Origin of the sequence: Caproiciproducens sp. NJN-50 (genome assembly GCF_004103755.1) — a bacterium.
Lineage (GTDB): Bacteria > Bacillota > Clostridia > Oscillospirales > Acutalibacteraceae > Caproicibacter.
The window spans coordinates 1,872,554-1,883,704 of sequence record NZ_CP035283.1 but is presented as its reverse complement, the minus strand read 5'-3'; the positions used below and the strand labels follow the sequence as shown (position 1 = coordinate 1,883,704).

At 54.9% G+C, this 11,151-nt stretch carries 12 protein-coding genes and 1 pseudogene; 10 read left to right on the top strand and 3 right to left on the bottom strand.

Features of this window, described 5'->3' with window-relative positions; genetic code table 11:
* Positions 1-63: 63 nt before the first annotated feature.
* The 3 genes and pseudogenes from EQM14_RS09040 to EQM14_RS09030 all read left to right on the top strand — a co-directional run.
* Positions 64-462 (top strand): annotated as a pseudogene (locus EQM14_RS09040) (DNA cytosine methyltransferase); the annotation flags it as partial.
* Entirely contained in the window at positions 438-707 is a 270-nt protein-coding gene (locus tag EQM14_RS09035) for a hypothetical protein (protein ID WP_128742630.1), read from the top strand. The pseudogene EQM14_RS09040 and the gene EQM14_RS09035, both read left to right, overlap by 25 nt.
* Positions 700-1,290 (top strand): hypothetical protein, encoded by a 591-nt coding sequence (locus EQM14_RS09030; protein WP_128742629.1) that lies wholly within the window; start codon positions 700-702, stop codon positions 1,288-1,290. The genes EQM14_RS09035 and EQM14_RS09030 overlap by 8 nt, the downstream gene beginning before the upstream one ends.
* Before the next feature lie 4 nt (positions 1,291-1,294).
* Here the strand turns inward: EQM14_RS09030 and EQM14_RS09025 are convergent, their stop codons facing one another.
* The 3 genes from EQM14_RS09025 to EQM14_RS09015 all read right to left on the bottom strand — a co-directional run bounded on the left by EQM14_RS09025 (position 1,295) and on the right by EQM14_RS09015 (position 4,058).
* Entirely contained in the window at positions 1,295-2,074 is a 780-nt protein-coding gene (locus tag EQM14_RS09025; RefSeq protein ID WP_128742628.1) for a hypothetical protein, read from the bottom strand.
* Between the two features lie 297 nt (positions 2,075-2,371).
* Positions 2,372-3,511, bottom strand: coding sequence for an MFS transporter (locus tag EQM14_RS09020; protein ID WP_164919128.1), 1,140 nt, complete (start codon positions 3,509-3,511; stop codon positions 2,372-2,374).
* 112 nt (positions 3,512-3,623) lie between these two features.
* The gene (locus EQM14_RS09015) at positions 3,624-4,058 is read right to left on the bottom strand and encodes a MarR family winged helix-turn-helix transcriptional regulator (RefSeq protein WP_128742626.1); all 435 of its coding nucleotides are present in this window, start codon (positions 4,056-4,058) and stop codon (positions 3,624-3,626) included.
* 117 nt (positions 4,059-4,175) lie between these two features.
* Here EQM14_RS09015 and EQM14_RS09010 point away from each other — a divergent pair, with 117 nt between their 5' ends.
* The 7 genes from EQM14_RS09010 to EQM14_RS08975 all read left to right on the top strand — a co-directional run bounded on the left by EQM14_RS09010 (position 4,176) and on the right by EQM14_RS08975 (position 10,666).
* Positions 4,176-6,050, top strand: coding sequence for a VirB4 family type IV secretion system protein (locus EQM14_RS09010; protein WP_128742625.1), 1,875 nt, complete (start codon positions 4,176-4,178; stop codon positions 6,048-6,050).
* A 6-nt stretch (positions 6,051-6,056) separates the two neighbouring features.
* Positions 6,057-7,103, top strand: a complete 1,047-nt coding sequence (locus EQM14_RS09005; protein ID WP_128742624.1) for an amidoligase family protein — start codon at positions 6,057-6,059, stop codon at positions 7,101-7,103.
* A gap of 17 nt (positions 7,104-7,120) precedes the next feature.
* Positions 7,121-7,624, top strand: a complete 504-nt coding sequence (locus EQM14_RS09000) for a gamma-glutamylcyclotransferase family protein (protein WP_128742623.1) — start codon at positions 7,121-7,123, stop codon at positions 7,622-7,624.
* Positions 7,625-7,631: 7 nt separating this feature from the next.
* Positions 7,632-8,825 (top strand): hypothetical protein, encoded by a 1,194-nt coding sequence (locus EQM14_RS08995; RefSeq protein WP_128742622.1) that lies wholly within the window; start codon positions 7,632-7,634, stop codon positions 8,823-8,825.
* Between the two features lie 382 nt (positions 8,826-9,207).
* Entirely contained in the window at positions 9,208-10,089 is an 882-nt protein-coding gene (locus EQM14_RS08985) for a ParM/StbA family protein (protein ID WP_128742621.1), read from the top strand.
* A gap of 4 nt (positions 10,090-10,093) precedes the next feature.
* A complete protein-coding gene (locus tag EQM14_RS08980; protein ID WP_128742620.1) occupies positions 10,094-10,378 on the top strand; it encodes a plasmid segregation centromere-binding protein ParR in 285 nt (94 codons plus the stop codon).
* A gap of 105 nt (positions 10,379-10,483) precedes the next feature.
* Positions 10,484-10,666 (top strand): DUF6103 family protein, encoded by a 183-nt coding sequence (locus EQM14_RS08975; protein ID WP_128742619.1) that lies wholly within the window; start codon positions 10,484-10,486, stop codon positions 10,664-10,666.
* Positions 10,667-11,151 lie beyond the last annotated feature (485 nt).

Genomic DNA, 11,151 nt, shown 5'->3' with positions numbered 1-11,151 from the left:
GATTCTCAACAAGTAGCTCCGCCCTTACCTGACAACATCGGGATAAGTCAACCCTCGGGATTAGACCGGCATTGTGTGTTTTCCCAGCAGCGCAGCGACGAATATGCGCCGAACGAGGTGGTAAGCACCGAGAGCGCCCGGCAGTACAAGGATGCCACCGACCTCGTGTGTGAAACAAACCAAGCCGGGGCGCCTGAACCTCGCGGTGCGTCAGCCGAACCACATGTGCATCCCCATCGCATCCGCAAGCTGATCCGAAGGCTGACCCCGCTGGAATGCGAACGGCTCCAGGGGTTTCCGGACCACTGGACGGACATCCCCGGCGCTTCGGACAGCGCCAGATATAAAGCTCTTGGCAACAGCGTTGCGATTCCCTGCGTGGAGCATGTGCTCCGGGGAGTCGCTTATTTTTTACGCAAATTCAAGGAGGAATCATCATGTATATCTATCCGGACAACCTGAAATCCAAGGCGACGCTGTGGCTGTGGCAGCTCCGGGATATCGGAATCATCGGGGTCGGCCTGTTACTCTCTGTGTTTGCGCTGGCGCAGCTCCGGCTTCTGCCGCCCATCGTTATCACGGCCCTCTATGCGTTTCTGACGATCCGTTTTGACGATACCAGCATCCTTGACTTTATAAAAAACGCCTGCGCTTTCTTTTTTACAAGGCAGCAGGTCTACAAATGGGGGTATGGAAAACATGAATAAGGCAGAAAAGAAAAACGCAAGGCAAAAACAATATACCCGTCAGCTCATCAATACGAAGGCCGTCACCGATTACAGTCTTGCGACCAACCGCGGCGACGAGCTGGTGTATTTTATTATCAAGCCCACCAATATTTCCGTACTTTCCGAGGAAAGTGTTTCGGCCCGGATCTACGCCCTGATGACCGTTCTCAAGGGCATCGCGGAGCTGGAGTTTCTGTGCCTGAACAGCCGGGAAAACTTTGAGGACAACAAGCAGTTTCTGCGGACACGGCTGGAACAGGAGAACCACCCGGCTGTGCGGCAGCTCCTGGAGCAGGATCTCTCCCAGCTCGACCGGATGCAGGTGCAGATGGCAACGTCCAGAGAATTTCTGGTGGTGATCCGGCTCCGGAATGAAAAGCAGAGCGAAGTGTTCTCCTACCTGAACCGTATAGAAAAAACCCTGCGTGAGCAGGGCTTTTCCACAAAACGTGCTGGCAAGGAGGACATCAAGCGCATCCTCGCTATTTATTTCGAGCAGAATGTAACAACGGAAAAATTTGAGGACTACGACGGGGAACGCTGGATCGTGCCGGAGGACTGACGGTTCATTTCAGCGCTTCAGAGCAATCGTCCATCAGAAGCTGAAACACCTGTTTTCCCGTTTTGCTGTCCTCATAAACCAGGCTGTCCAGCAAGGCGCAGGAGAGCCCATAGGAAAATCCCATGGAAGCGGGAACGGCAAGGAACTGCTCCTTCAGCATCCGGTTCATCCGCTCCATCGGTGGTTCCCCAACGACAACGGAAATTCTGCCATACAGCATGTTCAGATCAGCGTTTTGAAGGACTTCGCTGATGCTATCCCTTTTATCTGACAGGAACCGGGACATGGCGTATTGGAGGAATTTCTCCGCCAGCAGCGCGTAATGCCGGTTCACGACAGTAAACCGCTGTGCCGATTGATCCGAATGTTCCTCAAAATTTTGCTTGACCTCCGGGTAAAAGGGATGTTTCTCCGCCTCCGCGCCGGTGTTAGTCAGTTGGAACGGGCGGTGCTTGTGCTCAGACGAATTTCCTAAGGCTGTATCCAGAGCATAAAAGCACAGGTCTCTCAGATCCGATGACACCTCATACCCGTCTGACACAGCCTCCTGACTGGAGGAAGCGATGACCGCCTGAAAGAAATGGGACAGGTAGCTCTCCACCAGATATCCCTCCCCGCCAAGCTTCGTCCGGATATCCGTGGTAAGCAGCAGGAGATCCGTGATGGAACCGGGCTGTTCAGTTTCCTTGGAAACCAGCAGATCCTCCAGATTCTGAAAAATGTTTATTTGTACCCCGACCTTTCTTTGAAGTCGGGAATCTCCGGCACTTAAAAGCGCGTGCAAAGGCGGGGCTTCTCTGTCCGCTACCCTTGCACGCGCAAAAGATTCTTCTTGTGCCGCCACAAAAAACAAGGTACAATAACTTTGTCGTGGCGCTGTTTACGGTTGTGCAGGGTGGTCTGTTCACCTTTGCGCAGGGCTGATATGCTCGAATCATATCAGCCTGCCATGACGTTTTTATTTTTCCGGGCAACTCCCGTTGGTGTCTATATCAACTCTGATCAAAAGAAAAGTCAAGGGCCATTGCGGCAGAAAGGGAAATTACGGGAAGAAAGAAATTTTTTGAGCCTCATAATGCGATCACGCAAGCGGTGCCTGTTTCCGGTAAACTCCAAAATGGATCAGGAGTGCGGCAAGTTGAAATACAAGTCCAACCACGCAGACTCCATGCCAGCCGAAGTGCTGAAAGCATAAAGTCCCCATAAAAGACCCTGCCGCACCACCGATAAAGTAGGAAAACATATATACGGTGTTGTTTCGGCTGCGCATGCCATCACCCAATGCCTGCACACGGGCCATGTTTGAAACCTGACCGGACTGATTGCCGAGGTCCAGAATAATCACGCCCGCGATCAGGCCCCATAGATGAAAGCCCCAAAAAGTGAAACAGAGATATGCGAGCGTGGAAAGCAGGATGCCGATTCCAACCGTGAAACGCGGGCTTTTGTGATCCGCTGCCTTGCCAATCAGCGGAGCGGCCAACGCCCCGGCAACGCCAGCCAATCCGAAAAGCCCGGCTTCTCTCGTTCCCATACCATAGTGTGGGGTTTCCAGTAAGAAAATGAGAGAAGTCCAAAATGCGCTGAAAGAGCCAAACATAAAAAATCCGTTCAAAGCCGATTCTCGAAGTGGGCGTTGCCTTTTGATCAGGCCGGGCATGGATTTTAGAAGATCCGAATATGATATCTGCGCACTAGATTCGCTCTTTGGGAAGGCAAAACGAATGACCAGCAGGAGTACCAGAGTCAATCCTGTTGCAATATAATAAACAGCGCGCCAACCCACGGTTGCTCCGATCAGGCCGCTGAAAGTCCGGGAAAGCAAAATCCCAATCAGCAGACCACTCATCACGTTGCCAATGGTTTTGCCCTGTTCTTCCGGCTTAGATAGCTGGGCTGCGTATGGTACGATGAGTTGCGGAACGATAGTCGTCATCCCAATTACGAACATGGCGATCAACAACACGGCATAGGTCGGTGCTAAACCGGCCAATAGAAGCGAGGCTGTAACCAGCAGCAACATTCGCAGAATGACTGAACGGCGTTCCGCCATGTCGCCAAGCGGGACAAAAAGTAAAAGTCCGAGCGCATAGCCAATTTGCGTGAGCATGGCCGCCGCCCCGGCCGCATTCTGTGAGACATGGAAGGCCGACGCAATCTGCGCTTCAAGCGGCTGTATGTAATAAAGATTTGCAACCGTTACTCCGCAGACGACAGCCATAAGAAATATCAGTGGTTTTGTCAAAATGAACTCCGGATATTTTTCGCTTTTCAATTAAAAGACCTCTTTACTTTCGAAATATGTGTAGATACTATACAATCTTAGCAAAAAATTAGCCTTGCTTCAGCTTTTGTTCCAATCGACGCAAAAAATCTGAGAGAAATTGCCTCTGACCGGCATCCGCACCGGCCAGAATATCTGAAATGAGGGCATTATATTTTTCATGCGCGTCTTTATGGTTTGCAACTGCCGTTTCTCCTTTTGAAGTCAACCGGAGAACGATTTTCTTATTGTCACCGGGACTTGCCTCTTTGATAATCATACCTTTCCGCTCCAGCCGCTTAGCCGTTTGTGAGGCCGCACCGCGAGTGACATCCAGAAGCCGGGCGAGGCCGGAAATGTGCAGATCCGGGCGTTCGGCAATACACTGAAGCATGTGGATTTCAGAGTGATAAAGCTCCGTATCGGTGCCGAATGTCCGGGCACGGCTGTCGTTTTCATAAAATTCGGTGATAACATCAAGAAGCAGTTCACAAATATTCATCATTTCTTTACCCCTAAAATATTGTATAGCTGATATACAAAAAAGTCAACTTGCCGTTACAGAACAGAAATGTAGCGGCTTTTTTATATTCAGAATCAATTTGGAAAGGAAGAATGCCCTATGGCAAAACAACCGAAAACCAACGCGCCTCCGCGGGAAGACGCCCGTATTCAGGAATTCCTCGATATGATCGCACCCTCTATTATCAAATTCAGTACCGACTACTTTATTTGCGGCAACACTTTCCGCTGTGTGTGGGCGCTGCGGGAATACCCCACCTCCACGGAAGAACAGGCGATCCTGCGCTACCTTGGAGAAAAGGATGGCGTGACGCTGCACATCTATACCCGCCATGTAACCCCGCTTGAAGAAAAGAAGATCATCAGCAACGCGGCCAACAAGAACCGGATGCAGCGCAGCAGCACTCAAGACCTCCAGCAGACGGTCACGGCCGAAAGCAACCTGCAGGATGTGGCCACCATCGTGGCGCAGATGCACCGGAGCAAGGAGCCGCTGGTTCACACGGCGGTGTACATCGAGTTGTCCGCCCACGACCTCGACCAGCTCAAGCTCCTGCAGACGGAGGTGCTGACAGAACTGGTACGCTCCAAGCTCAACGTGGACCGGCTCCTGCTCCGCCAGCAGCAGGGCTTTCTGTCGGTGATGCCCTCCGGCTGGAATGTGTTCGGGGACCAGTTCGAACGGGTGCTGCCCGCCAGCTCCGCCGCCAATCTGTATCCCTTCAATTACTCCGGAAAGACTGACTCGAAGGGCTTCTGCCTGGGCCGGGACAAATTCGGTAGCAATATTCTGGTGGATTTCAACCGCCGTGCTGACGACAAGACCAACGCCAATATTCTCATTCTCGGCAACTCCGGTCAGGGGAAGAGCTATCTACTGAAGCTGATCCTGTGCAGCCTGCGGGAATCCGGCATGCACATTCTGGCCTTAGATCCCGAGATGGAGTACGAGGATCTGACCCTGAACCTCGGCGGCTGCTTCATCGACCTGATGAGCGGCGAATTCATCATCAACGTGCTGGAGCCGAAAAGCTGGGACGAGCAGCCGGAGCCTGCGCTTAGCCCGCATGCGAAAACGTCACCGGATCAGAGCGCCGACGACGGCGGGTTTGTGCCGGAAGCCTTCCGCAAAAGCAGCAAGCTCAGCCAACATATCAGCTTTCTCAAGGATTTTTTTCGTGCCTACAAGGATTTCACAGACCGGGAAATCGACACCATCGAAATCATGCTGGGCAAGCTCTACGAGAAATGGGGCATCACCGACCATAGCAACTTTGACCGCCTAAAGCCGGAGGATTATCCCATCCTATCCAACCTGTACGATCTCATCGAATCGGAGTACAAAAATTTTGACGAGAGCCGACGCCAACTTTATACGGCGGACTCCCTGCGGGAAATCTGCCTCGGACTCCACTCCATGTGCAAAGGAGCGGAGTCCAAATTTTTTAACGGGCACACGAATATCACCAGCAGCGAATTTGTGACCTTCGGTGTGAAGGGTGTGCTCAACGCCAGCAAAAATCTGCGCAACGCCCTGCTGTTCAACGTTTTGTCTTACATGAGCAACGAGCTTCTGACCATCGGCAACACGGCGGCCAGCATTGACGAACTGTACCTGTTTCTCACCAACCTGACCGCCATCGAATATATCCGGAACTGCATGAAACGCGTCCGCAAAAAAGAGAGCGCCGTCATCCTCGCGTCGCAGAATCTGGAGGATTTCAACGTGGAGCACGTCCGCGAGTTGACGAAACCTTTGTTCTCGATTCCTACTCATCAGTTCCTGTTCAACGCCGGTTCCATCGACGCGCGGTTCTACATGGATACGCTCCAGCTGGAGAAATCCGAATACGAGCTAATCCGCTACCCCCAGCGCGGCGTGTGCCTCTACAAGTGCGGCAACGAACGGTACAACCTCATGGTTCAGGCGCCGGAGTATAAGGCGGCGCTGTTCGGAAAGGCGGGCGGACGGTGATAAAGCATGGACATGAAGGATCAGCGCTTCGGCATTGAGGTGGAGATGACCGGCCTCACCCGGCAGCAGGCCGTGCAGGTGGCTGCTGAGCATTTCGGCTCGTCCGTCCATTTTGACGGTACCTATTACGGTATTTATTCCACGCTGGACAGCGAGGGGCGTCAGTGGAAATTCATGAGCGACGGCAGCATCGACACGCAGAAAAAAAGCGGACGGCAGATCGTTTCTGCTGACAACGACTACAGCGTGGAGATGGTCAGCCCCATCTGCCGCTACGGGGATATTGAAACAATACAGGAGCTTGTGCGGAAGCTGCGCGGGGCCGGGATGCTGGTCAACAGCTCTACCGGCATCCACGTCCATGTGGACGCGTCGCCTCACGACGCGAAGACGCTCCGGAACATCACCAACATCATGGCGTCCAAGGAGGATCTGATTTACAAGGCCCTGCAGGTGGAGGTGGCTCGGGAGCGGCAGTATTGCAAAAAAGTGGAGCAGAGCTTTCTCGATGAAATCAACCGGAAGAAGCCCAAAACGCTGGACGCGGTCAGCCGCATCTGGTACGGCGGGGAATCCCGCAGCAGCCAGCATTACGATAACAGCCGCTATCACTGTTTGAACCTGCATTCGGTGTTCCAGAAGGGCACGATTGAATTCCGCCTCTTCAATTCTACGACTCACGCCGGGAAAATCAAGGCGTACATCCAGCTCTGCCTCGCCATCTCCGCTCAAGCCCTGAACCAGAAGTGCGCCAGTCGGCAGAAAACGCACAGCACCAATGAAAAATATACCTTCCGAACCTGGCTTCTCCGGTTGGGCTTGATCGGAGATGAGTTCAAGACCGCCCGGCTTCATCTTCTGGAGCATCTGGACGGATGCATCGCGTGGAAAGATCCGGAGCAGGCCCTGCGGCAGAAGGAACGGTTAAGGCAGAAAAAAGAAAAAGAGCTGGCCGAGGCCGCACAGATGGTATCGGGACAGCCGGAACCCACAACTGAAAACGGACAGGAACAGGCCGGGGAAGAAAGCCCCGGCTTTACTCTGTCCATGTAGAAGGAGGAACCATTCCGATGAAATCCGAAACCCTGTACATCGCCTACGGCAGCAATCTTAACCTGCCGCAGATGGCATTCCGCTGCTCCACCGCCAAGGTGGTCGGCGCCAGCGAAATCAAGGACTACGAGCTGCTGTTCCGCGGAGGCCGGAGCAGCGCGGTTGCCACGGTGGAACCGCTCCAGGGCTCCAGTGTTCCTGTCCTTCTTTGGAAACTGAAGGACAGGGATCTGCAAGCTCTCGACCATTATGAAGGCTATCCGAATTTTTACCGCAAGGAGCTTCTGCCGGTGGAGCTGAACGGAAGAATAGCCTCTGCGATGGTCTATATCATGAACGACGGGCATCCGTTCGGGGCTCCGTCTGACTACTACCTGAACACTATTTTGGAGGGCTACCTCACCTCCGGCTTCGACACAGATTTTCTGGAGCGGGCCGTGGAGAAGTCTGCCCGGCTGGCGCAGGAGCAGCAGGAAGCGGAGCCGGAGCAGGGTATGCTGTTCGGGCCGAAATGGCGGTGACAGCATTATGGCAGCTCCCGCAATTGCCTTGGCGGTCAAGGCCGCCATCGCCGCCGCCACCGACAAACGGACGTGGAAGGCGGCCGGAATCCTGATCGCGGCCATTCTGACACCCGTCATTCTGGCAATCGTCATGATCCTCAGCCTTCTCTCCGGTACTTCCCAGCATAACAACGCCGCCGTTGACCTGTGTTTCAATGGTGGCGCTTTCTCGTCCTCCGCGCCCGCCGAGTATACCGCTCACATTGAGGATATGAGGAACTGTTTTTCCGCGCTGGATCAGGCAATTTTCGGCGCTGAGGCGGAGATGGACGGCGGCACGTTGGACAGTGTTCGGATCAAATCCATTTTTTACGCCCTGAATTTCGGTGCCGACCACTTGTCCCTGTCCGGCGCGGAGGCCAGATCCTTTGTGGACTGCTTCGTCAGATATGAGGAAAGGACCAAAACTGTGAAGGATGAGGCGACCGGAGAGAAAAAAACGGAAACCGAAACGGTCGCTGTCCCGGTCAATCTGGAGACGGCCTACGCGAACCTCTCGGCGTCGGGAATCTCGGCAAGTGGAGACGACAGAACCAACGCGCAGAAGATCTACGAAAAGACCGCCTGCGGCGGGGCCGGATCGTACAGCGGCGGGATCGAGCGAGGCGGCGGAAGCGGAATCGCGTTGGACGGTCTCACCCTGCTCCACCCGGAAACCAAAAACAACCTGGACCTGGTCATCTACGCGAAGAATGCCTATGACTCCGGCTGGGGATATGTTTGGGGCACCTACGGCGACGTGCTGACGGATTCGCTGTTTGCGTCCAAGCTGAAGCAGTACCCGGACGGCGTGGGTAGCTACGCGGATTTCATTCGTGAAAACTGGCTGGGCGGCAGGACAACAGACTGTGTCGGGCTCATCAAAGGTTACGGCTGGTTCAATCCCGACACAAAAGCCATTGAATACGGGACCAACGGCATGAAGGACGTGGGCGCGGACGGCATGTACAGCGCCGCCACTGTCAAGGGTTCCATGGATACCATGCCCGACACGCCCGGCCTCGCCGTCTGGAAATCGGGGCACATCGGCGTCTACATCGGAAACAGCGAGGTGATCGAGGCGATGGGCACGAAATACGGCGTGGTAAAAACGAAGCTGGCGGGCCGCGGCTGGAGCGCGTGGCTGCAGATCCCGTACATCAGCTACAGTACGAAATAGGAGGAAAAACCAATGAGCACAACGGAACTGAATCTGTCCTTCCCCACGGAGAAGCTGGACGCTCTCCGCTTTTTTATGGACAAAAAGTAGCAGAGCATTGAGCATGAACTGCAGGATTATCTGGACAAAACCTATGAAAAGCTGGTTCCCGCGCAGGTGCGGGAGTATGTGGAGAGCCGCATGGAGCCGGTGTCCGCACAGCGGCAGGAATCCCCGGCGCCAGCCAGAGAGCGCCACGCGCACCAGCCCCGCCGTTCAAGGCAGGCGGCATCCGAGGCGGCGCTGGTGCCGGAAGCTTCTCCCGAGCCTGAAGGCCCTGACGAGCAGGAGGGTCAGGGCATGACCTTGAGCATGTGATTCACAGAAGAAGGAGGTGCGAGCTATGATCAAGCTCGGTGTGGACAACGGAAACTACAACACCAAATCCTCGGAGGGGATGCTCTATGCCTCCGGCTACGCGGTGAGCGACAAGGAATTCATCACGCCGGAGATGCAGCTTTTCTACGAGGGAAAATATTATGCTGTCGGAGAACGCCGCCTGCGCTTTCAGCAGGATAAAACCAAAGAGCCGGATACCTTCATCCTGACGCTCCCGGCCATCGCGGAAGCGATGAAAAGGACAGGAGCCGTCAATGCGGAAATCATCCTCGGTGTGGGGCTTCCCATCGACAGCTATGGAACGCAGAAGGACGCATTCCGCCGGTATTTTCTGCGCGACGATCTCTCGTTTGTGTTCGAGGGTACAACTTACCGCTGCCGTATCGCGGACTGTAAAGTGTTCGCCCAGGGGCACGCGGCGCTCTGCCGGTACTATCAGCAGCTGAAGGAATACCGGAGCATCACGCTGGTGGATATCGGCGGGTACACCGTGGACGTTCTCACTGTTCACAATTTCAGATTAGACAGATCCAGCTGCGCCAGCCTGCGCATGGGAACCATCACGCTCTACAGCCGGATTCAGGACGCGCTTCAGAAAAACGACATTCTGCTCTCAGACGAGCTCATCACCGACGCCATCCGTGGGCAGATTCAGCACGCCGACCGCGGGCGGATCGAGACAGTGGTGGAGCGGTCAGTCGCGGCCTACTGCAAGGAGCTGTTCAACGCTCTTCGTGAAAGAGGGCTCGACCTGAAGCTTCCCACCGTGTTCGCGGGTGGCGGCGCGGAGTTGCTGGAATCCCGGCTGCGCGGCGAGGGCATCAATACAGTGACGGTCCTGAACCGATTTGCCAACGCGGACGGGTACCGCCTCCTGATGGGGTGAGCCTATGAGAAAGCGGTACTATCTTTCGTTTGACATGGATGATCCCAGGCATCGGGAAGCCGAAGCCCTTCTTGCCGATCAGGGCAGCCGCCAGCGCACCGAGTGTGTGGTTTCCGGCCTACTGGCGGCGAAGCAGGCAGATCACATAGAGCGGATTATCCGGCAGGCAGTCAGTGAGGAACTAAAAATCCTCCAATGTCGGTCATCCCCTCTACTGGCGGATGCGGCCGATGAAATGCAGTTGGCCGATCTCCCAGACAGCCTCATCCACGCGCTGGACGAAATATAAACCAAGTTGGCTCAACTATTTCGTGCCTTCCGGAAGTCGCACGGAAAGTTGCACCAACCTGGCTCACTTCTGTTTGAAATCGATACGGAAAGGAAGAAACCACTTATGAAAATGTCAACGGTTCAGATCCGGTATGACAGAGAAAAGCTGAGCGCCCTTCGGGAACACATAAGCGAAGCTGAACTTCGCGCCGGACTGGAGGAACACCTGCAGGAACTCTATGAGAGGAATGTTCCGGCGGAGCTTCGAAAAGCTCCCGGCCGCCGGGATGAAAGCGCCGCTGTCTGAGAGATACGGCGGGCTCGCTATTTTTCTCTCTGCCGTTCGCGCCGCAGGCGCCATGGCATCCCGCTGAATGCGTACTGCGGCAGCATCCAGGCTGAATCGGAGAATCTGACGGGTCAAATGACACAGCAGATATGAAAGCCCGCGTCACCGCCCATGTGCCCCTGTGCCGCGTTTTCCCCACGGGATGGCACGGTTTACACCATCAAAAACGGTTGCGCCCCGTGTCGGAGCCGTGCACGGAAATTTGGCAGACAGCCGACCGGCAAGGCTCCGGAGCCGGAGGTGAACCATGGGGTCGAAAACGATGCGGGTTAAAGAAGCGGGGTCGCAAAACGCCCCCGCTTCGGCTTACACCGCCCCGCAACGCGGGTCGGGGACGTTTCTCACCGGGGTCAGAATCCGGCCCTTGGAGTCGCTTCCGGGGTTATGAGAAAAGCGGAATGCCGAAAACACAGGGAAAATCAAGGATTTCAAAGGGGTTGCGA

Bases quoted from the DNA above. Each gene is read 5' to 3' on its own strand.
- EQM14_RS08975 (WP_128742619.1), top strand. From the start codon at position 10,484: ATGAAAATGTCAACGGTTCAGATCCGGTATGACAGAGAAAAGCTGAGC.
- EQM14_RS08980 (WP_128742620.1), top strand. From the start codon at position 10,094: ATGAGAAAGCGGTACTATCTTTCGTTTGACATGGATGATCCCAGGCAT.
- EQM14_RS09000 (WP_128742623.1), top strand. From the start codon at position 7,121: ATGAAATCCGAAACCCTGTACATCGCCTACGGCAGCAATCTTAACCTG.
- EQM14_RS08985 (WP_128742621.1), top strand. From the start codon at position 9,208: ATGATCAAGCTCGGTGTGGACAACGGAAACTACAACACCAAATCCTCG.
- EQM14_RS09030 (WP_128742629.1), top strand. From the start codon at position 700: ATGAATAAGGCAGAAAAGAAAAACGCAAGGCAAAAACAATATACCCGT.
- EQM14_RS09020 (WP_164919128.1), bottom strand. From the start codon at position 3,511: ATGGCTGTCGTCTGCGGAGTAACGGTTGCAAATCTTTATTACATACAG.
- EQM14_RS09005 (WP_128742624.1), top strand. From the start codon at position 6,057: ATGGACATGAAGGATCAGCGCTTCGGCATTGAGGTGGAGATGACCGGC.
- EQM14_RS09015 (WP_128742626.1), bottom strand. From the start codon at position 4,058: ATGATGAATATTTGTGAACTGCTTCTTGATGTTATCACCGAATTTTAT.
- EQM14_RS08995 (WP_128742622.1), top strand. From the start codon at position 7,632: ATGGCAGCTCCCGCAATTGCCTTGGCGGTCAAGGCCGCCATCGCCGCC.
- EQM14_RS09010 (WP_128742625.1), top strand. From the start codon at position 4,176: ATGGCAAAACAACCGAAAACCAACGCGCCTCCGCGGGAAGACGCCCGT.
- EQM14_RS09035 (WP_128742630.1), top strand. From the start codon at position 438: ATGTATATCTATCCGGACAACCTGAAATCCAAGGCGACGCTGTGGCTG.